At 71.8% G+C, this 20,810-nt stretch carries 18 protein-coding genes; 3 read left to right on the top strand and 15 right to left on the bottom strand.

Going from position 1 to position 20,810, the window contains the following annotated elements; translation table 11 throughout:
- Nucleotides 1-3: 3 nt before the first annotated feature.
- The 15 genes from ACFC96_RS20975 to ACFC96_RS20905 form a co-directional block, all read right to left on the bottom strand.
- A complete protein-coding gene (locus ACFC96_RS20975) occupies nt 4-1,290 on the bottom strand; it encodes a serine/threonine-protein kinase (protein WP_376260221.1) in 1,287 nt (428 codons plus the stop codon).
- Nucleotides 1,268-4,225 carry an AAA family ATPase gene (locus ACFC96_RS20970; protein WP_376613564.1) on the bottom strand — a complete coding sequence of 986 codons (2,958 nt, stop codon included), beginning with the start codon at nt 4,223-4,225 and terminating at the stop codon, nt 1,268-1,270. The genes ACFC96_RS20975 and ACFC96_RS20970 overlap by 23 nt, the downstream gene beginning before the upstream one ends.
- A gap of 282 nt (nt 4,226-4,507) precedes the next feature.
- Complete coding sequence (locus ACFC96_RS20965; protein ID WP_376260225.1) at nt 4,508-4,900, bottom strand: YccF domain-containing protein; 393 nt, start codon at nt 4,898-4,900, stop codon at nt 4,508-4,510.
- Nucleotides 4,897-5,760 carry a zinc metalloprotease HtpX gene (gene htpX / locus ACFC96_RS20960; protein ID WP_266561267.1) on the bottom strand — a complete coding sequence of 288 codons (864 nt, stop codon included), beginning with the start codon at nt 5,758-5,760 and terminating at the stop codon, nt 4,897-4,899. Before htpX ends, ACFC96_RS20965 begins: the two co-directional genes overlap by 4 nt.
- A gap of 174 nt (nt 5,761-5,934) precedes the next feature.
- Nucleotides 5,935-6,390, bottom strand: a complete 456-nt coding sequence (locus ACFC96_RS20955; protein WP_376260227.1) for an MscL family protein — start codon at nt 6,388-6,390, stop codon at nt 5,935-5,937.
- A gap of 46 nt (nt 6,391-6,436) precedes the next feature.
- Nucleotides 6,437-7,978, bottom strand: coding sequence for an NADH-quinone oxidoreductase subunit N (locus tag ACFC96_RS20950; RefSeq protein WP_376260229.1), 1,542 nt, complete (start codon nt 7,976-7,978; stop codon nt 6,437-6,439).
- Nucleotides 7,975-9,591, bottom strand: coding sequence for a NuoM family protein (locus ACFC96_RS20945; protein ID WP_376613562.1), 1,617 nt, complete (start codon nt 9,589-9,591; stop codon nt 7,975-7,977). Before ACFC96_RS20945 ends, ACFC96_RS20950 begins: the two co-directional genes overlap by 4 nt.
- 6 nt (nt 9,592-9,597) lie before the next feature.
- On the bottom strand, nt 9,598-11,592 hold the full coding sequence (locus ACFC96_RS20940) for an NADH-quinone oxidoreductase subunit L (protein ID WP_376260233.1): 1,995 nt from the start codon (nt 11,590-11,592) through the stop codon (nt 9,598-9,600).
- The gene (gene nuoK / locus ACFC96_RS20935; protein WP_376613560.1) at nt 11,589-12,005 is read right to left on the bottom strand and encodes an NADH-quinone oxidoreductase subunit NuoK; all 417 of its coding nucleotides are present in this window, start codon (nt 12,003-12,005) and stop codon (nt 11,589-11,591) included. Before nuoK ends, ACFC96_RS20940 begins: the two co-directional genes overlap by 4 nt.
- Nucleotides 12,005-12,646: an NADH-quinone oxidoreductase subunit J gene (locus ACFC96_RS20930; RefSeq protein WP_376613558.1), complete on the bottom strand. Its 642-nt coding sequence runs from the start codon at nt 12,644-12,646 to the stop codon at nt 12,005-12,007. The genes nuoK and ACFC96_RS20930 overlap by 1 nt, the downstream gene beginning before the upstream one ends.
- A complete protein-coding gene (locus ACFC96_RS20925) occupies nt 12,643-13,242 on the bottom strand; it encodes a NuoI/complex I 23 kDa subunit family protein (RefSeq protein ID WP_376613556.1) in 600 nt (199 codons plus the stop codon). The genes ACFC96_RS20930 and ACFC96_RS20925 overlap by 4 nt, the downstream gene beginning before the upstream one ends.
- Nucleotides 13,239-14,210, bottom strand: coding sequence for an NADH-quinone oxidoreductase subunit H (locus tag ACFC96_RS20920; protein WP_376613554.1), 972 nt, complete (start codon nt 14,208-14,210; stop codon nt 13,239-13,241). The genes ACFC96_RS20925 and ACFC96_RS20920 overlap by 4 nt, the downstream gene beginning before the upstream one ends.
- A complete protein-coding gene (locus tag ACFC96_RS20915) occupies nt 14,207-15,553 on the bottom strand; it encodes an NADH-quinone oxidoreductase subunit C (protein WP_376613552.1) in 1,347 nt (448 codons plus the stop codon). The genes ACFC96_RS20920 and ACFC96_RS20915 overlap by 4 nt, the downstream gene beginning before the upstream one ends.
- On the bottom strand, nt 15,550-16,179 hold the full coding sequence (locus ACFC96_RS20910; RefSeq protein WP_376260242.1) for an NADH-quinone oxidoreductase subunit B: 630 nt from the start codon (nt 16,177-16,179) through the stop codon (nt 15,550-15,552). Before ACFC96_RS20910 ends, ACFC96_RS20915 begins: the two co-directional genes overlap by 4 nt.
- On the bottom strand, nt 16,170-16,547 hold the full coding sequence (locus ACFC96_RS20905) for an NADH-quinone oxidoreductase subunit A (RefSeq protein ID WP_376260288.1): 378 nt from the start codon (nt 16,545-16,547) through the stop codon (nt 16,170-16,172). Before ACFC96_RS20905 ends, ACFC96_RS20910 begins: the two co-directional genes overlap by 10 nt.
- A gap of 180 nt (nt 16,548-16,727) precedes the next feature.
- Here ACFC96_RS20905 and ACFC96_RS20900 point away from each other — a divergent pair, with 180 nt between their 5' ends.
- The 3 genes from ACFC96_RS20900 to ACFC96_RS20890 all read left to right on the top strand — a co-directional run bounded on the left by ACFC96_RS20900 (nt 16,728) and on the right by ACFC96_RS20890 (nt 20,222).
- Nucleotides 16,728-17,906, top strand: a complete 1,179-nt coding sequence (locus tag ACFC96_RS20900) for a sensor histidine kinase (RefSeq protein ID WP_376260243.1) — start codon at nt 16,728-16,730, stop codon at nt 17,904-17,906.
- A gap of 131 nt (nt 17,907-18,037) precedes the next feature.
- Nucleotides 18,038-19,387 carry a sensor histidine kinase gene (locus tag ACFC96_RS20895; RefSeq protein WP_376613550.1) on the top strand — a complete coding sequence of 450 codons (1,350 nt, stop codon included), beginning with the start codon at nt 18,038-18,040 and terminating at the stop codon, nt 19,385-19,387.
- Between the two features lie 175 nt (nt 19,388-19,562).
- Nucleotides 19,563-20,222 carry a response regulator transcription factor gene (locus ACFC96_RS20890; RefSeq protein ID WP_323186999.1) on the top strand — a complete coding sequence of 220 codons (660 nt, stop codon included), beginning with the start codon at nt 19,563-19,565 and terminating at the stop codon, nt 20,220-20,222.
- Nucleotides 20,223-20,810 lie beyond the last annotated feature (588 nt).

The raw sequence follows: 20,810 nt of genomic DNA, 5'->3' as shown, positions 1-20,810 counted from the left end.
GCGTCACCCCCGGTCCCGCTCGGCGCGGGCGAGACGCCCGAACCGCTCCGCCTGGAAACGGTTGCCGGCCTTGCGGAACGCCTCCTCCGCGCGGCGGGCGAGCCTGGCGCGGTCGGCGCCGGACGGCATCAGGGCGCGCCCGCGGACGAGTTCACAGGCGTCGGCCCAGGAGTGGGCGGCGGCCAGGTGATCGCCCGCGGACTCGTGGACCTGCCCCAGTTCGGTGAGCAGGCCCAGGCGTAACGGGTCGGGGACGTGGTGGCGTTCGAGGCCCCTGCGCAGGACGGTCGCGGCGGCCGGGCCCTGCCCGGACGTCCTCAGCCGCCGCCCTTCCGCCAGCTCGGCCTCGCCCGGCTGCCGCACGACCGGCTTCTCCAGGACCACGTCCAGGGCGGCGATCACCTCCTCCGCGCTGCGGAAACGCTGCGCGGGCCGCAGTTCGAGCAGGCGCATCACGAGAGCGTCCAGGGCGGGCGGGACGAGGTTGTTGTGGACCGAGGGGCGTACGGGCGTCGCGCCCCGCTTCTGCTCCTGGAGCCAGTCGCCGTGCGCCGACTCGGGCAGCGCGGGCGGCGGTGTCAGATGCGCGTAGGCGTGGCGGCCGGTCAGGCCCTCGTACATCAGGAGCCCGAGCGAGTACAGGTCGGACTCGGGGACGCTGGAGCCGGCCGCGGTCTCCGGCGCCATGTACTGGAGGGTGCCGACCGTGCCCGGGACGTGGCCGAGCTCCAGCATCCGGGCGGCCAGGCCGAAGTCGATGAGGCGGACCCAGTTGTCGCTGCCCAGAAGGACGTTGTCGGGCTTGAGGTCGCGGTGCAGCAGCGGCGGGTCCAGCCGGTGCAGTCCGCGCAGGGCCACGCAGATCTGCCGCGCCCACTTGACCAGCAGGGGCGCCGGGACACGCCCCATCTCGGCGAACTGGCCGGCGAGGGTGGCCCCGGGCACGTACTCCATGGCGAGGAAGGCGCGGCCACCGAGTCCCTGGGCGAGGCCGCCGTCGTACACGTGCACGAGGTGGCGGCGGGCCTCGGCGTCCGCCATGGTGTCCATCGCCTCGGCGAGCAGCAGGACGTCCTGGAACAGCTCCGCGGCGTTCTCCTCGGTCAGGCCCGAGCGCCGGGAGAGCTTGAGGGCCACACTGCGCACCGGATGGCCGAGGATGTACTGGTCGGCGCGGAAGACCGCCCCGAAGCCGCCGCCTCCGATCCAGCCGCTCAGTGCGTAGCGGCCGTCGACCACCCGGCCCTCGAGCCCGCGCAGGTCGGACTCATCCGGTGCGGCCTGGTTCATCGTGGGCTTCCCCCTCTCCGCTCCCGCCGGACTTGGTCAACCCGCCCTCCACAGAGGACAGTTCCACCCCGCCCGCCGGTTCCGGCGACAGGAAGCGCACCCGCGTACGGGAACCGCTTCCGGTGTCGTCCCGGCCGGAGAACAGGGCGTCACGCACGCCCGGCGGCGGTGGAGGCACGAAGTCGACGACGATCCGGTCGCAGGCCTGGAACTCCTCCACCCGCTCCTCGGCCGCCGCGAGAACGGGGTTCTCGACCAGGTCGGAGAGCACCTTGGCCATGATGCGGCCGCCCTCGCGCCCGCCCGCCTCGGAGTTGAGGCGGTGGCCGAGCGCGCCCGCGTACTGCACCAGCTCCTCGGGGACGGTCAGCTCCTTCTCCCGCTTCTCGCGCCAGAAGGCCGCCTGCCGCTCCAGCACCTTGCGGCCGATGGCGGTCATCGCGTCACCGCCGAGCGGGCGGAAGACGATGACGCGGCGGACGCGGGCCAGGAACTCGGGGGTGAAGACGGGCGTGCCGTCCCGGCTGCGCTCGGACGCGAGCTTGGCGCGTACGGCTGCGGAGATCTCCTCGTCCGAACTGCCTTCGCCGAGGCGCGAGATGATCTCGTGCCCGGCGTTCGTGGTGAGAATGAAGATGGCGCGGTCGCCGTGCGCCTTGACGCCCCGCTGGTCGGTGATCCAGCCCTCGTCGAAGAGGTTGAGGAAGGGCCGCAGCACCTCGGGGTGCGCCTTCTCCGCCTCGTCGAGGAGGAACACGCAGTACGGGTCGCTGTTGAGCTCGTTGATGAGCCGCCCGCCGCGCTCGTGCCCCACGTAGCCCGGCGGCGAGCCGAGGATGCCGGACACGCTGTGCGGCTCCGTGAAGTTCTCCATCGGATATGTCTGCAGCCGCTTGGACGCCGAGTAGAGACCGGCGACCCGCTTGGCCAGCTCGGTCTTGCCGACGCCCGTCAGGCCCGCGAAGAGCAGCACCGACGCCGGCCCCGAACCGACCGCGGCCAAACCCGCCTTGATGCGCCGCAGCTCGTCCGCGACCACCCGGACCGCCTGGTCCTGCCCGACGACCTCCGCGCCGAGCGCCGTCGCGTAGTCGATCCGCTCACCGCCCGTGCCGGCGATCTGCTCGCGCGGCATCCCGGACAGCTCGGACACCACGTCGGCCACTTCGTCGAGCGTCACGGCGCTGCGTGCGTCGCCGTGCTGCCTGCGCGCGTAGTCGAGGTCCTCGCAGGCGCGGCGCAGGACCTTGACGGCGGACAGCGGCAGCCGCTGGTGCCGGACGAAGTCACCCGCGAGGACCACGGCCCTCGCCACCGCGTGGCGCTCGATCCGGATGCCGCTGAACTCCGTCTCCAGCGCGTCCGCCGCGAGGCGCACCATGGCCCGCGCCGCCTCCCGCTCCGGCTCCACCATGTCGATACGGCAGGTCAGCTCCTGGAGGACGTGGTCGGCGGCGACCAGATCCTCGTAGTCGTGCTCGGCGAGCACCCCGATGAGATGGATGCTGCGCTCCTTGAGCGCGCGGCGCAGCTCCAGCAGGTGGTCGGCGCCGTGCCGGCCGCGCAGCAGGGGACCCAGCCCGTCGACGCAGACGACCAGGTCGGTGCGGCCCGCGACCTGGCCGATCAGGGCCGTCAGCTGTTCGCCGCTGCTTTCCGCCGCGACGTCCTTGCAGTCGACACGCAGGAACCGCTTGCGGCGCAGAAACGGGATCTCGCCCGTGGCGGCCCGCCGGGCGAGCTCGCGCAGCAGCGTGGTGGTGCCGATCCCGGGCAGGCCCGTGATCAGTACGTGGTTGTTCTCCGTACGGTGCAGGGCCCGGCACAGCGGCTCGAAGTAGCCCTCGAGGTGGGCGGCCGGCCCGATGGCCCCGGTCCGCGCGAGCCAGGTGAGGTCTTCGGAGGGCGGCAGGAACGCGGGCAGCCGGAAAGGCACCTCGCGGGGCGCCGTCGAACGGGTCTCGCCGAGCACGTCGCGCACGCTCTCGCGCAGCCGCTCGATGTCGAGCCGCAGCGGTTCGGCGGCCAGCACGGAGGCGAGGCGCTGCGGCGGGCTGTCCAGGAGGGCCGCGAGCAGGTGCGGGGTGTCGATCTGCTCCGCGTCCCAGCGGGCGGCCGTCGTGCGCGCCGCGTGCAGCAGGTCCCGCAGGGACTCGCCGATCCCCTCGCGGTCGAGGCGCGGGGCGGTCCGGCTCCCCCGCTCGGTGATCCGGAACGCCTGGGTGATGATCTCCACGGCCTTCACCAGACCGACCTGGAGCGGCAGTTGCAGCCGGAAGAGGCGCTCGGCGGGCCCTTCCGTCTCCGCCAGGAGAGCCATCAGACAGTGCGGCGGCAGCAGCCGGTCGTAGCCGAGCTCGGCGGCCCGCTGGGCGGCCAGCTCCAGGACGGCCCAGGCGTCGTTCGTGAACTCCTCGGAGCGCAGCCGGCCCGACGCGTCGTCGTACAGCTCGGGCGGCTCGTCGGCGTGGACCCCGACCTGCCTGCGCAGCGCCTCGGCTGCCACGGGCAGATCGAGGAGCGGGGTCAGAAAGTCCCGCTCGTCGGCGGAGGGGGCGTCGAGCAGACAGGCCAGCAGCAGCTCCAGGCGGACCTCGGCGCCCACCGCGTCCCGTGCGCACCGGGACTCGAACTCCTCGAAGGCCGCGGCCAGCTCGGGGCTCACGTGGTCGCGCGCGCCGTCGAACGCGTAGCCGTTCCCGGGTGGGGCGTAGACGGCGACCGTCTCCAGGAGGTGATGCGGGGCCGCACCCTCGGCGAGCGCGCCCTCGAACGCGGGGAGCACCGCGGGGTCGCGGGCGTCGAGCGCCGCGTACAGGACGTCGCCGGGGCGCAAGCGCTCGGTGGCGCGCTCCGCGGCGGACAGCAGGACGGTGGCGGTGCGCTCGTCCCCGAGGGCGTCCGGATCGAGGAAGCCGCCCGTGAAGAGGCGCACGGGGCGGCCTTCGGGGCCGCCTAAGGGATGCTCGTCGGAGTCACCTTCGGGACCGTCTTCGGGGCCGCTCTCGGGACTGCCCGGACTCTTTGCGGAATCGTGCTGCATCTTCGCGCGCAGGCCACGGCTTCACGACGTTTCGGGCCTGCCTGCCCACCTCCCCCGTGCACCGGCCATGCTTCCACACGGAGTACGCGGGGTCCCTGGCTACGCAAAAGAGGGGACAACTCTTCGGCCGTAAAGCCGAGTTGATCCCCTCCCGCTACGACGCCGGGCCGGCGTCTACCGCGATACGAACGGCTGGTCCGTGCGGACGATCTCGCGACCGAGCGGCATCAGGGAGACCGGGATCAGCTTGAAGTTGGCGATGCCCAGGGGGATGCCGATGATCGTGATGCACTGCGCGACGCCCGTCACGATGTGGGCGAGAGCGAGCCACCAGCCGGCCAGGACCAGCCACAGCACGTTCCCGACGCAAGACGGGGCGCCCGCGTCCTGGCGCTCGATCGTCGTATAGCCGAACGGCCACAGCGCGTACACGCCGATCCTGAACGCCGCGATGCCGAACGGGATTCCGATGATCGTGATGCACAGGATCAGACCCGCGAGCAGGTAGCCGAGGAACAGCCAGAAGCCGCTCAGCACTAGCCAAATGATGTTGAGGATTGTCTTCACGGGTGACGACCTGCCATCTGCTCTAGCCGGGCGATGCGCTCCGCCATCGGCGGATGCGTGGAGAACATCTTGGACATGCCCTGCCCGGGACGGAAAGGGTTCGCAATCATCATGTGGCTTGCGGTCTCGATCCGCGGCTCCGGGGGGAGCGGCAACTGCTTGGTCCCCGCGTCGAGTTTGCGCAGGGCGCTCGCCAGGGCCAGCGGGTCGCCGGTGAGCTGGGCACCCGACGCGTCCGCCTCGTACTCCCTGGACCGGCTGATGGCGAGCTGGATGACCGTGGCCGCGATGGGGCCCAGGATCATGATCATCAGCATGCCGAGCAGACCGGGGCCGTCGTCGTCGTTCGAACGGCCGACGGGGATCAGCCAGGCGAAGTTGACCAGGAACATGATCACCGAGGCGAGGGCGCCGGCGACCGACGAGATCAGGATGTCGCGGTTGTAGACATGGCTCAGCTCGTGCCCGATGACGCCGCGCAGCTCACGCTCGTCGAGGATCCGGAGGATGCCCTCGGTGCAGCACACCGCGGCGTTGCGCGGATTGCGGCCCGTCGCGAACGCGTTGGGCGCTTCCGTCGGCGAGATGTACAGGCGGGGCATGGGCTGGCGGGCCTGCGTCGACAGCTCGCGGACCATCCGGTAGAGCGCGGGGGCCTCGAACTCACTCACGGGCCGCGCGCGCATCGCGCGCAGGGCCAGCTTGTCGCTGTTCCAGTACGCGTACGCGTTCGTCGCGAGGGCGATGCCGAGGCCCACGATCAGCCCCGTACGACCGAAGAAGCTGCCGATGACGATGATGAGGGCCGACAGCCCACCGAGGAGTACGGCGGTCTTCAGCCCGTTGTGCCGGCGGTGCACGGTACGCCCTCCATGTGGTGCGGCAGGGGAACCCTCTGCTCACTGGTGCTGGGTGCTTCCACGATCCAGTGGACCCTCCTGCACTGGTCAACGCCAGACGAGGAGGACGAGTTCCCTTGTGCGCACGGACACCCCTGGGCCGTACGGGTGGAGAGCCGCCCGCCGGCCGGGCGGTCAGCGCTGCTCGGGGAGCCCGGCGAGCGCGAGGGCCTCGGGGTCGGCCTTGAGCTCGCTGGTGCAGTGGGAGCAGCGGGTGGCGATCGCGGGAATCTGGCTGAAACAGCGCGGGCAGTCGCGCAGGGCGGCCTTGATGTCGACCGGCTTGCCGCGGTCGAGGCGGGCCTGGAACTTCATCATCGGGACGACGACGAGGAAGTAGAGCACCGCCGCCGTGATCACGAAGGCGATCGCCGCGGCGACGAACTTGCCGTACGGGAAGTCCGTGCCGTCGACCTTGAAGTGCGCCTCGCTGAAGTCACCGGTCGAGCGCGTGGCGAGGCCGATGAGCGGGGCGATGAACGCCGTGCTGAAGCCCGTGACGACCGCGGTGAAGGCGGAACCCACGGCGAGGCCGATCGCCATGGTCACGATGTTCCCGCGAAGGATGAAGTCCTTGAACCCGCTCAGCACGGCTGTGTCTCCCTGGTCTACGACGTCGAGGTCGCTACGAGGGTGCCTAGAAGAGGCCCGTCGATGCAAAACGGAGAACCATTTGAGGTGCACCCGACAGGACGACCCCGATGACGGCGGTGAGGCCGATCGCCGCGGTGAGCGGCGCCGGAATCCGCTGTACCGCCCGCTCGCCCTCGGCGGAGCGGAACAGGGTCGCCGTCCACTGAAGGTAGTAGTAGAGGGCGATCACGACGTTGACGGCCATGACGACGGCGAGCCAGCCGAGGCCCGCGTCGACGGCCGCCGAGAAGACGGTGACCTTCGCGAAGAGGCCGATGATGCCCGGCGGCAGGCCCGCGAGGCAGAGCAGGAAGAAGCCGAGGACCAGGGCGGCCAGGGGCCGGGACCGGTACAGGCCTCGGTAGTCGCTGATGCGGTTCAGGGGCTTCGTACGGGCCACGAGGGCGGCCACGGCGAAGGCGCCGAGGTTCACGGCGGCGTACATGAGGGCGTACGCGACGGTGGAGCCGATGGCCTTGTCGGCGTCCTTGGAGTAGGCGGCCGCGGCGATCGGGACGAGGAGGTAGCCGGCCTGGCCCACCGAGGACCAGGCGAGCAGCCGTACCGCGCTGTACGCGCGCGTGGCCTGCTGGCGCAGGGCCGCCACGTTGCCCACGGTCATGGTGAGCGCGGCGAGCGCGGCCAGCGCCGGGCCCCACACGTCGGCGTAGGACGGGAAGGCGACGACGGTGACGAGGATGATCCCGGAGAAGCCGACCGCCTTGCCGATCACCGACAAGTAGGCGGCGATCGGCAGCGGGGCCCCTACGTAGGTGTCGGGCACCCAGAAGTGGAAGGGGGCCGCGGCGGTCTTGAAGGCGAAACCGACCAGGGTGAGGGCGACGCCCGCCTGGGCCAGGGTGTGGAACTGCCCGTCGACGTGCGTCAGGGCGGTGGCGATCCGCGTGAGGTGCAGGGTGCCTGTCGTCGCGTAGACGAAGCTCACGCCCAGAAGGGTGACCGCGGTCGCCGTGACCGAGGACAGGAAGAACTTCAGGGCCGCTTCCGAGGAGCGCCGGTCGTCGCGCTTGATGCCGACGAGGGCGAACGCCGGCAGGGACGCCACTTCCAGGGCGACGACCAGGGTGGCCAGGTCGCGCGACGCGGGCAGCAGCGCGGCTCCCGCGGCGGAGGACAGGAGCAGGAACCAGAACTCTCCCTCGGGGAGCGCTTTGGTTGTGCTCTTCGCGTCCTTGATGCCGGTGATGGACAGCAGCGCGGTCAGCAGGGCGCCGGCCAGCACGAGGAACTGGATGACGAGCGTGAAGTGGTCGGCCGTGTAGCTGCACGCGGCCTGCTCGCCCTTGAGCGTCTTGAGGCAGAAGGTCGAGCGGTCGCCGTCCAGAAGGGGCAGCAGCGCGAGCGCGGCGGCCGCCAGGCCCGCGACGGAGACCCAGCCCAGCAGCGCCTTCCCGCGCTCGCCGAGGAACAGGTCCGCGACGAGCACCACGAGGGCGACGACCGCCGTGATGGTGGGCGGCGCGATCGCGAGCCAGTCGACGGACTGGACGAGGGACGCCACGGACGGCGCGGCGGCGGCGGTCACTGGATGCCTCCTGCGAGGAGCTTCTGCACGGCCGGGTCGGTGAGGCCGATCAGGGCCGCGGGCCAGAGCCCGCCGACGACGGTGAGGGCGACGAGCGGGGTCCAGGCGGCGAACTCGTAGCCCCGGACGTCGGCGAGCTTCGGCGCCTCGGCCTCGTGCGGGCCCATGCAGACCCGGCGGACGACGGCGAGCATGTACGCGGCGGTGAGCAGCGTGCCGAACGCGGCGATCGACATGAACGTGAGGAACGCGGGGCGGCTCAGGTCCGCGGCCGGCTTGAACGCGCCGAACAGGGCGAGCATCTCGCCCCAGAACCCGGCGAGGCCCGGCAGCCCGAGGGAGGCGACGGCGGCGAAGGCGAGGAGCCCGCCGAGGCGGGGCGCCTTGCCGTAGAGCGCCATGCCGTCGCCGAGGGGCGCGGCGGAGCCGGTCCTGGGCAGGTGGCGGTCGGGCGACGACAGCGTGTCGAGGTCCGTGCTGCCCGTGCGGTCCTTGAGGGCGCCGACGAGGAAGAACAGCAGGCCGGTGATCAGGCCGTGGGCGATGTTCGCGAAGAGCGCGCCGTTGACGCCGGTCGGCGACATCGTCGAGATGCCGAGCAGGACGAAGCCCATGTGCCCGACGGACGAGTACGCGATGAGGCGCTTGAGGTCGCCCTTGGCGCCGGGCCGCGCGAGGGCGAGGCAGGCCAGGGACCCGTAGATGATCCCGACGACGGCGAACGCGGCGAGGTACGGCGCGAAGGTGTGCATGCCGTCGGGCGTGATCGGCAGCAGGATCCGGACGAATCCGTACGTGCCCATCTTGAGCAGCACGCCGGCGAGGAGGACCGAGCCGACGGTGGGCGCGGCGGTGTGGGCGTCGGGCAGCCAGCTGTGGAGCGGCCACATCGGCGTCTTGACCGCGAGCCCGATCCCGATCGCCAGAACCGCGGTGACCTGCACGGACGTGCTCAGGCCCCGGCCGTTGTCAGAGGCGAGTGCCACCATGTCGAAGGTGCCGGACTTGAGTCCGATGAGGAGGATGCCGAGCAGCATCACGACGGAGCCGAGGAGCGTGAAGAGGATGAACTTCCAGGCGGCCGCGGCCCGTTGCTCACCGCCCCAGCGGGCGATGAGGAAGTACATCGGGATGAGGACCATCTCGAAGGCGAGGAAGAAGAGCAGCAGATCGAGCACGGCGAAGGTCGCGAGGGTGCCGGACTCGAGCAGGAGGATCAGCGCGACGAACGCCTTGGGGGACGGGCCCTTCGGCATTTTGAAGTAGCTGTACAGCGCGCACAGGAAGGTCAGCAGCGCGGTCAGGACCAGGAGGGGGAGCGAGATGCCGTCGATGCCGAGGTGGATGCGCACGTCGAGTGCCGGGATCCAGCTGATGTCGGTCGTGGCCTGCATCTTCGACGGGTGGTCATGGTCGAAGCCGAGCGCGAGGACGATCGCGGCGACGAGGATCACGCCGGTCACGGTCACGCCGTGGCGGAGCACGGCCTGGTCCGGGGACTTCCCCTTCAGCCCGGGCGGGGCCGGGAGAAGAGCGGCGGCGGCGCCGACGAGCGGGCCGACGACGATCAGTGCGAGAAGGAACTGCATCACGGATTCGCTGATATCGATCACGGCTGCTCACGCTCCGGCGGTGGCGACGAGGACGACGGCGATCGCCAGGACGACGGTCCCTGCGAGCAGGGCGCTGAGATAGGTCTGCACGTTGCCGGTCTGGGCACGGCGGACGGCCCGGCCCAGCCAGTCGGGTACGGCGGCGGCGCCGCGCACATAGGTCTCGACGACCTCGCGGTCGAGGAAGCGGACCAGTGAGGCCGCGGCCGTGACCGGGCGGACGAACAGGACCGCGTAGACGGCGTCCAGGTGGAAGCCGGTGGCCGCGTGGCGGTGCAGCGGGCCCAGCAGGAGACGGCCCGGGTCCGCCGGATCGGGGGCGTAGGCGACGTCCCCGTACGCGGCCGCGTGGGTCGCGATGGCCTCGGCCTCCACGACGCCGCCGTCCGCTTCGGGGTGGGCGGCCACGGCGCCGAGCGGGGCGCCCGCGGCGAGGGCCGTGGTGTGGCGCCAGGCCGCGTAGGTGACGAGCCCGCCGACGAGGGCGACGCCCGTGCCGAGGACGGAGGTCGTGAGGGTCGGGGCCAGCGAACGGCCGTCGAACCAGTCGGGTACGACGCCGACGGTGAGACCGAAGGCGAGCGAGGGGATCGCCAGGACCCACAGGACGGCGTTCATCACCACGGGCTGCTTGCCGTGGTCGGGGGCCTCGGCGCCGTGGCCCCGGAAGGCCAGGAGCCAAAGGCGCGTGGCGTACGCGGCGGTGAGCAGGGCGGTGAGAAGGCCGGACACGAGGACGATCCAGCCCGCCGAGGACGGGATCGCCTCGGCGTGGCCGGTGGCCGCGTGCTCGGCGGAGCCGAGGACGGCCTCCTTGGAGAAGAAGCCGCTGAACGGGGGGATCGCGGCGAGCGCGAGGAGCGCCACGGTCATCGTCCAGTAGGCGTCGGGGACGCGGTCGCGCAGGCCCTTCATACGGGACATGGCGGCGAGCGAGTTGGTGCCGGCGGCGTGGATGACCACACCCGCCCCGAGGAACAGCAGCGCCTTGAAGGCACCGTGCGACAGGAGGTGGAAGACGGCGGCGCCGCGGTCGCCGACGGCGAGGGCACCGGTCATGTAGCCGAGCTGTCCGATCGTCGAGTACGCGAGGACACGCTTGATGTCGTCCTGCGCGAGGGCGGCGAGCGCCGAGCCGGTCATCGTGACGGCGGCCATGACGGCGAGGACGACCAGGGCGGCGCCGGAGGCGGCGAAGACGGGGAGGAGCCGGGCGACGAAGTAGACACCGGCGGCGACCATCGTCGCGGCGTGGATCAGCGCGGAGACCGGCGTGGGGCCGGCCATCGCGTCGGGCAGCCAGGTGTGCAGCGGGAACTGTGCGGACTTGCCCGCCACTCCCGCGAGGAGCAGCAGCGCGATCAGCGTGGGGTGGTCGAGGCCGCCGCTCGCGACGGCGCCGAGGACCGTCGTGATGCGGAAGGACCCGGCGTCCACGGCGAGCGCGAACAGGCCGATCAGGAAGGGGACGTCGCCGAGCTTCGTGACCAGGAACGCCTTGAGGGACGCGGCGCGCGCCTGCGGTGTCTCCCAGTAGTGGCCGACGAGGAAGTACGAGCAGATGCCCATGACTTCCCAGCCGACGAGCAGCACCATCAGGTCGCCCGAGTAGACGACGAGAAGCATCGCGGAGGTGAAGAGGGAGACGAGCGCGGCGTACGACGGGTAGCGGGGGTCGTCGCGCAGGTAGGCCGTCGAGTAGATCTGCACGCACGACGCGACGACGCAGACCAGGACGGCGACGAGCGCGGCGAAACCGTCGATGTACAGGGCGAGCTCGATGGGGACCGAGCCCGTCGGGGTGAGTTCGGTGGCCGCGTCGATGCTCCCGCCGCCGCCCTGGCGCACGGCGACGAGGACGGTGAGGGCGAGCGCCGCGAGGGTCGGCAGCACGGCGAGGGGCCGTACGAAGCCGGGCGCGGTGCGGCCCAGGAGCAGTCCCGCCGCGGCGGCGAGGAACGGCAGAAGGGGGACAAGTACGGCGAGGGTCGTGGTGGTCACGCGGTGGCCTCGGCCTTCTCGTCCGGGACGGCCTCGGCGCCGGCGTCCGGTGCGGAGCCGTCGGGGGTGGAGCCGTCGGGTCCGCCGTCGTCCGGGGACTCGGCGGTGTCACGGAGCTTGTCGATGTCGGAGGTGCCGCGACCGCGGTACACGGCGAGCACGATCGCGAGCCCGATGCCGATCTCGGCCGCGGCGATGGCGATGGTGAACAGGGTCAGCGCCTGGCCGGAGTGGAGCGTGTCGCGGGCCGCCTTGCTGAGCCAGACGTCGAAGGCGACGAGGTTGAGGTTGACGGCGTTGAGCATCAGCTCGACGGACATCAGGACCAGGATCGCGTTGCGGCGGGCCAGCACTCCGTACAGGCCCGTGCAGAAGAGCAGCGAGGAAAGGACGGCGGGGTAGGCGAGGTGCATCAGCGGTTCCCCTCCCGGACCTTGGTGTTCGTGCCCTGTGCCCCGGTGTCCGTGTCCTGTGCCCCGGTGTCCGTGTCCTGTGCCCCGGTGGCCCTGCGGGACAGGACGATCGCGCCGACGAGAGCCGCGAGCAGCAGCACCGAGAGGGCCTCGAAGGGCAGCACCCAGTGCTGGAAGAGGATCGATCCGGTCACCGCGGTGGTGCCCTGGGGCGCGCCGTCGAGGTCGACCCAGGTGGCGCGGAAGGCGTCCACGACGACCCAGACGAGGGCGGCGGCCGCGGCGACGGCGACCGTCAGCGCGGCCCACCGGTTGCCCGAGTCGGCGTCCGGGGAGCGGCCGATGGGCGCCCTCGTGAGCATCAGTCCGAACAGGAGGAGGACGACGACGGAGCCCACGTAGATGAGGACCTGCACCCAGGCGATGAACTCGGCGGTGAGCAGCAGGTACTCGACGGCGAGGCCGCCGAGGGCGACGACCAGCCACAGGGCCGCGTGCACCAGCTGCCTGGTGGTGACGGTGACGACCGCGGCGCCGAAGGTGACCAGGCCGACGAGGAGGAACGCGATCTCGACGCCGGTCGGCGAGAGGAATCCGTGGGTCTGTGTGACCGCGTCGACGGCCGCTGCGACGGGGGTCATGCGGGTCCCTCCTCTCCGGGTGCGGGTTCGCCGGGGGTGGCTTCCTCCGCGGCGGCGGCCAGCTTGTCGGCGGCCTTGCGGGCGGCGGCGAGTTCCTTGGGTTCCTCGGCCGCCGGGTCGAGCGCGGGAGGGGCCGGGACCGTCCACATCCACTCGCGGAGCCGGTCGCGCTCGTGGGTGAGTTCGTGGATGTCCGTCTCCGCGTACTCGAACTCCGGGGACCAGAAAAGCGCGTCGAAAGGACACACCTCGATGCAGATACCGCAGTACATGCACAGGGCGAAGTCGATGGCGAAGCGGTCGAGGACGTTGCGGCTGCGCTCGCGGCCGCCCTCGACGGCGGCCGGCACCGTCTCCTTGTGGGAGTCGATGTAGATGCACCAGTCGGGGCACTCGCGGGCGCACAGCATGCAGACCGTGCAGTTCTCCTCGAACAGTCCGATGACGCCACGGGTGCGCGGCGGCAGTTCGGGCTGGACGTCCGGGTACTGCGCGGTGACGGTCTTACGCGTCATCGTGCGGAGGGTGACGGCAAGGCCCTTGGCGAGCCCTGCGCCGGGGATGCGGGGCCGGGCGGGCGGGAGTGACTCGGTCACTGGTTGATCGCCACCTTCACGATTCCGGTGAGCGCGATCTGCGCGAGTGCGAGCGGGACGAGGAGGGTCCAGGAGAGCTTCTGGAGCTGGTCCTCACGAAGACGGGGGTAGGTGACGCGCAGCCAGATCACGATGAACGCGAGGACGGCGGTCTTCAGCAGCGTCCAGACCCAGCCGAGGCCGTCGGCGCCCCACGGCCCGTGCCAGCCGCCCAGGAACAGGACGGTGGTGAGGCCGCACAGGACGACGATCCCGGCGTACTCGGCGAGCAGGAACAGGGCGAAGCGCAGGCCCGTGTACTCGGTGTACGCGCCGAAGATGATCTCGGAGTCGGCGACCGGCATGTCGAAGGGCGGGCGCTGGAGTTCGGCGAGGCCCGCCACGAAGAAGACGAGGGCGCCGACGATCTGCCACGGCACCCACCACCACGCGAACGCGTCGATGATGCCGGGCAGCGAGACGGTGCCGGCGGCCATCGCGACCGAGGCGGCGGCGAGCAGCATCGGCAGTTCGTAGGCGAGGAGCTGCGCGGCGGTGCGCAGGCCGCCCAGGAGGGAGAACTTGTTGGCCGACGCCCAGCCCGCCATGAGCGAGCCGAGCACTCCGACGCCCATGACGGCGAGGACGAAAAAGATGCCGGCGTCGACGACCTGGCCGACCGCGCCCTCGCTCGGGCCGATGGGGATGGCGAGCAGGACGAGCAGGTACGGCAGGAGCGCGACGGCGGGCGCGAGCTGGAAGACGCGGCGGTCCGCGTCGGCGGGGACGACGTCTTCCTTCTGCGCGAACTTCACGCCGTCGGCGACGAGCTGGGCCCACCCGTGGAAGCCGCCCGCGTACATGGGGCCGAGGCGGCCCTGCATGTGCGCCATCACCTTGTGCTCGGTCTGGCCGACGACCAGGGGCAGGACGAGGAAGGCGACGAAGACGACGATGAGCCGCAGAGCGACGTCGAGAACGTCGTTCACTCCGTTCCTCCTGAGGGGGTGTCGGGGGCTTCGGGGGTGGCGTCCGGACCTTCGGCGGCGTCCGGGGTTCCGGAAGTGCCCGGGGCTCCGGGGGCATCCGGGGCTCCCGAAGTGCCCGGGGTACCCGGGGCTTCGGAGGCATCCGGCGCGTCCGAGGCTCCCGAAGTGCCCGGGGCATCCGGGGCTCCCGAAGTGTCCGGCGCGTCCGAGGCATCGGAGGCACCCGGAGCTTCGGAGGTACCCGGAGCGGCCGGGGCACCCGGCGTCCCGGAAGTGGCCGAGGCCTCGGAAGCGTCCGGGGCTTGCGGTGTTTCAGGCGTGGGCTGCTCCGACGCGGCCGGCTTCGGCGTGGGCTGCTCCGGCGCGGCCGGCTTCGGCGTGGGCTGCTCCGGCGCGGCCGGCGTCGGCTCGTCGAAGGCCGGGCGGGCGTGGTGCCAGGGCGCGTCGCCGGTGGCACCGGACTTGCCCGCGGCGTCCGGCTTCGGCGCCGCGGGAGTCCGAGGTGCCGCAGGACTCCCAGGCGCCGCAGGACTCTCAGGCGCCGCAGGACTCTCCGCGGTTGCCGGGGCCTCAGGAGTCGCCGGTGTCTGCGAAGCCGACCCCTGCGACGCGCTGCGCGAGCGCCTCGGCGGTGCGGCGGCCGCCGCATCCGTGCCGGCCGGGGCGGCCTGACTCGCCGACCCTTCCCCCGCCGTGCGCGTGCGCCGCACCGGACGGTCGCCCGCCGCGCGGCCCGCGCCACGGGCCGGGCGGGCCGGGGCGGGCGGGAGCTGGCCCTTCAGCGGGCCCCACTCGTTCGGGTCCGGAACGCCCGGCGGCAGCATCTGACGCCGCTTCGGCCCGCCGTGCCCCGCACCCGCCGCGGACTCCCCCGGCTCCTTGGCCCCCGGCCACGCCTTCACGACCCGAGCCGCGAGCACGAAGTCCTTGCGCAGGGGGTGGCCCTCGAAGCCCTCGGGGAGGAGGAGCGGCACCAGATGCGGGTGGCCCTCGAAGCGGACCCCGAACATCTCGTGCGTCTCGCGCTCGTGCCAGGCCGCGCCCGCGTACACGTCGACCGCGGTGGCCAGGACGGGGGCGTCGTGCGGCACGGTGGTGCGCAGGAGCAGCCGGCGTACGGGAGACAGGGCCACGACGTGCGCGCAGACGCGGAAACCGGTGTCGGGCTCGTCGACCGCGCTCAGCCAGTCGAAGTAGGTGCAGCCCAGCGTGGTGCGGGCCGTTTCGAGGGCGGCGATCCACGTGGCCGCGGAAACGTCGACGGTGAGGACCTCGTACGACTCCTCGGCCGTGGCCTCCGGGCCGAAGAGCTCCTCGACGGGTCGGGGCAGCCAGCCGGTCACCGCTCGCCCTCCCCGGAGTCGTCGCCCTTCGGGACCGGCGGCTTCACGAGGCCGCTGCTGAGCGCGGCCGCCGACGGCCGTCCCGCCGCCGCGTCGGCGCCGTAGCGCTCGCCGAGCGACTCGCGCGCGATCTTCTCCTGAAGCTTGAGGATGCCCTGGAGCAGCGCCTCCGGCCGGGGCGGGCACCCGGGCACGTACACATCGACCGGAATGATCTGGTCCACGCCCTTGGTGACCGAGTACGAGTCCCAGTACGGGCCGCCGCAGTTGGAGCAGGCGCCGAACGAGATGACGTACTTGGGCTCGGGCATCTGCTCGTACAGGCGCTTCACGGCCGGGGCCATCTTGTCCGTGACCGTGCCGGAGACGACCATCAGGTCGGCCTGGCGCGGGCCCGGCGCGAAGGGGATGACGCCGAGGCGGATGAAGTCGTGCCGCGCCATGGACGCCGCGATGAACTCGATGGCGCAGCAGGCCAGGCCGAAGTTGAAGACCCAGAGCGAGTAGCGGCGGCCCCAGTTGAGGACCACCTTCATCGGCTCGGGGGCCAGGCGGGACAGCACACCCAGCTTCTTCGGGCTGACGGGCTCCGGCAGGAGCACGGGCTCCGAGGGGGTCACGTCCATGTGAGGACGCCCTTCTTGTATGCGTACAGCAGGCCCACGGCGAGGAAGCCGAGGAAGATGAACATCTCCACGAGCGTCGCCGCGCCGAACTGCGGATCGGCGAAGACGGTCGCCCACGGGAACAGGAAGATCGAGTCGACGGCGAAGATGACGTAGAGGAACGCGTAGACGTAGTAGCGGACCTGGGTGTGGGCCCAGCCTTCGCCGACGGGGTCGACACCGCACTCGTACGTCAGGAGTTTCTCGGGGGTCGGCACGACCGGCCGCAGCAGCCGTCCCGCGCCGAAGGCGACGGCCACGAACAGGACGCCCACGGCGGCGAGCACGCCGACGACGGAGTACGTCTGGAAGTAGCCCGCGGCGACCATGGTCGGTTCCGGCACGTCCGCCCCTCGCTCCGTGGTGTTCGACGATCTGTACGCACGGGAGTCTAGGGCCTGTTAAAGAGACGGTAAGCAGGCGTCCAGGGTTGAGGTGGGGTTATCCCCCGTCGGGTCCGGCAGCCCGCCTCATGGCGCCCCGGCGCGCGGCCGGGCACGCTGTCGCGTATGACCGCTCGCATCGTCACCACAGAGCCGGACGTGGACCGTCCGCCGGCCCCGCGCTTCGCCTTCGACCGGCACACCTGGAAGGAGATCGCGTTTCTCCTCAGCAATCTGCCGGTCGCCGTGCTCGGCTTCGTCTATGTCGTGACGATGCTGGCCACCGGCGTCGGCCTGGCCGTGACGGTGATCGGTCTGCCCGTGCTCGCGGCCGGCCTGCTCGGCGCACGTCAGCTCGGGAAGGCGGAGCGGGGGCGGGCCCGCGCGCTGCTCGGGCTGCGCATCGAGGAGCCGAGCCCGCTGCCGCGCGGGCGCGACGAGGGCTTCTTCGGCCGGCTGTGGTCCGGCCTGAAGGACCCGGTGGGCTGGCGGACGGTGCTCTACGAGTTCATACGGCTGCCGTGGGGTGTGCTCACGTTCGCCATCACGCTGACCGGGCTCTTCGTGCTGTGGCCGGTCCTCCCGTTCATCGTGCGGGGCCTGGCCAACGCGGACCGGGCGATGGCGCGGGCACTCCTGTCACCGTCGGACGAGCTGGAGCGGCGGATCGCCGAGCTGGAGTCGGACCGCGGCGTCGTCGTCGACACGGCCGCCGCCGACCTGCGGCGCATCGAGCGCGACCTGCACGACGGCGCACAGGCCCGCCTGGTCAACCTCGCGATGGGGCTCGGCCTCGCGAAGGAGAAACTCCTCGAGGACCCGGACGCCGCTGCCGCCATGGTCGACGAGGCGCACGGCGAGGTGAAGCTGGCGCTTCAGGAGCTGCGCGATCTGGCCCGTGGCATCCATCCGGCGGTCCTGACCGACCGGGGCCTGGACGCGGCCCTGTCCTCCGTGGCCTCGCGCTGCACGGTCCCGGTGAAGGTCACGGCGGACCTGCCTCAGCGGCCCGCCGCGGCGATCGAGGGCATCGCGTACTTCACGGTGTCCGAGCTGCTGCAGAACGTCAGCAAGCACAGCGGGGCGCGGTCGGCGTCGGTGGACGTGTGGCGCTCCGCGGACCGGTTGCTGATCCAGGTGCGGGACGACGGGCGCGGCGGCGCGAGCCTCGACAAGGGCACGGGCATGTCGGGCCTCGCGGACCGGCTCGGCGCGGTGGACGGCCTGTTCGTCGTGGACTCGCCCGAGGGCGGTCCGACGACGGTGACCGCGGAGCTGCCCTGGCGCGACCGCACACCCGCGTGAGCGCACGGCTGCGGCCGGCGGGGTAGGGAAAACCCCCGGTCCAAGACGCCGACCCGCTCCATGGCCGCGAGGCGTCGCCGCGAGGAGTCTGGACGTACCAGGCGGACGAGCAGAACGGACGGACCCCACCGATGACCACGCCCACGCAGCACGGACACGGATACGGCTACCGCGACGACGCGGTGGCCGGGGAACGGCGCCACCGTCTCCCGGCCGGGCTGCGCGCGCCGTTCGAGGCCCGTACGTTCCGCGAGCTCGGCTATCTGCTCCTGAGCCTCCCGCTCAGCGTCATCACGTTCGTGTACGCGGTGACGATGGTGTCGCTCGGCGCCGGCCTGCTGATCACGTTCCTCGGCATCCCGGTGCTGGCCGCCGGCCTCGCCGGGGCGCGCGGGTTCGCCGCGATGGAGCGGGGCAGGGCGCGCGCGCTCCTCGGTGTCGACGTCGGCACGCCGGGCCCCCTGCGTCCCCGCACCCACGGCCCGATGGCGTGGGTGGGCGCCCTCCTCAAGAGCGGCGAGTCCTGGCGCAACCTGCTGTACACGGTCGTGCACTTCCCGTGGGCGGTCTTCGCCTTCAACGTCGCGCTGGTCTTCTGGACGGTGGGCTGGTCCCTGCTCACGTATCCGCTGTGGCAGTGGGTCCTGCCCATGTACGCCGGCCAGGGCGGGATCCAGCTCTACGGCGACGGCGCGCACAACGTCTACCTCGACAACCCCTTCGAGATCACCGTCACCGCGGCGGTCGGCCTGCTGATCACGCTCGCGACGCCGTGGATCATCAGGGCGCTGGCCTCCGTGGACCGGGCGCTGGTGAGCGGGCTGCTCAGCCCGTCACGGCTCGCCACGCGCGTCGTGGAACTGGAGTCGGACCGCGGCGTCGTCGTCGACACGGCCGCCGCCGACCTGCGGCGCATCGAGCGCGACCTGCACGACGGCGCACAGGCCCGCCTGGTCAACCTCGCGATGGACCTGGGGCTCGCCAAGGAGAAGCTGACGCAGGACCCGCAGGAGGCGGCGCGCATGGTGGAAGAGGCGCACGGCGAGGTGAAGACGGCACTCCAGGAGCTGCGCGATCTGGCCCGCGGCATCCACCCGGCCATCCTGACCGACCGCGGCCTGGACGCGGCCCTGTCCTCCGTGGCCTCCCGCTGCACGGTCCCGGTGCAGGTCGAGGTCGACCTGCCCGCGCGGCCCGCGCCGGCCATCGAGGGCATCGCCTACTTCACGGTCGGCGAGCTCCTGCAGAACGTCAGCAAGCACAGCCGGGCGACCCGCGCCACGGTCGACGTGTGGCGGGTCGAGAACCGGCTGATGCTCCAGGTGACGGACAACGGCGTGGGCGGCGCCGACGCCTCCACCGGCTCCGGCCTCGCCGGGCTCGCCGAGCGGCTCGACGCCGTCGACGGGATCCTCCTGGTGGACTCGCCGACGGCGGGCCCGACCCGGATCACGGCGGAACTGCCGTGGCGGCGCGCCTGAGGACCGGCTCCCGCGTGTGCGGTGCACCCCTTCGCGGGGTGCACCGCACACGCGCGTCCTCCCTCTTCCCGGCCAATCCCGGCGCCACGGCCCAGGAGCGTCCGGATGCTGGGATGCTGATGACTGTCGAACGGGTGGGACGGGCTGTGGGGGGCCGAGAAACGTGGAGGACAGAGTGCGCGTGGTCATCGCCGAGGATTCAGTGCTGCTCAGGGAGGGCCTGACCCGGTTGCTGACCGACCGTGGGCACGACGTGGTGGCGGGCGTGGGCGACGGGGACGCCCTGGTCAAGACCATCACCGACCTGGCCGCGCAGGACGCGCTGCCGGACGTCGTGGTCGCCGACGTGCGGATGCCGCCGACCCACACGGACGAGGGCGTGCGCGCCGCGGTCCTGCTGCGCAAGCAGCACCCGGGGCTCGGGGTGCTGGTCCTTTCGCAGTACGTGGAGGAGCGGTACGCGACCGAACTGCTCGCCGGTTCCAGCCGCGGTGTGGGCTATCTGCTCAAGGACCGGGTGGCCGAGGTGCGCGAGTTCGTGGACGCGGTCGTGCGAGTGGCGCAGGGCGGTACGGCGCTCGACCCCGAGGTGGTGGCCCAGCTCCTGGGGCGCAGCCGCAAGCAGGACGTGCTGGCGGGGCTGACCCCGCGTGAGCGCGAGGTGCTCGGCCTGATGGCCGAGGGGCGGACGAACTCGGCGATCGCGCGTCAACTGGTCGTGAGCGACGGCGCGGTGGAGAAGCACGTCAGCAACATCTTCCTGAAGCTGGGACTGTCCCCGAGTGACGGGGATCACCGGCGTGTTCTTGCGGTGCTCACCTACCTGAACTCGTAACGACCTGACACCCTGTCAGATATGGCGGGAATCGGTCGGTGGACTCCAGGACACTCCGGCCGACTTCAGGGCCGGCCGCAGGGTCGATTGCAGAGCGACCCCGACTCGACCCCGAGGTCGACTCAGGGGTCGGCTCCGGGGTCGGCTCCGGGGTCGGCTCCGGGGTCGGCTCCGGGGTCGGCTCCGGGGTCGACTCTGAACCGGTCCTAGCACCAAAGGATGAGTGGGCGCGTCTTCGAACATGGGGTCATGGGGGTGGGTAAATCATGGCAAACAAGGTCATTGAGGTGTCTCATTGTCGCGTCCACCATGCGAACCATCCAGGGAAGGCGACCCTTACCGACGTAGGGTGGGCCATGGAGAGGCCGGTCGGCCGGCCACTCCCGCAGAGCCGCCTCGAGGGAGGTCCAGTTCAGTGACCAGCCAGGTCAGTAGCCCGGCCGAGCAGGCCGATGACGCAGTGGTCTCAGAGCAGCGCAGACACGCGAACGACAAGGACGTACGGCGTCTGGAGCGGGTGATCATCCGGTTTGCGGGTGACTCGGGCGACGGTATGCAGCTGACGGGTGACCGGTTCACTTCGGAGAC

This window comes from Streptomyces sp. NPDC055955 (assembly GCF_042270245.1).
Classification (GTDB): domain Bacteria; phylum Actinomycetota; class Actinomycetes; order Streptomycetales; family Streptomycetaceae; genus Streptomyces.
The sequence above is the reverse complement of the archived record's forward strand: the minus strand, read 5'-3'. Positions and strand labels throughout refer to the sequence as shown.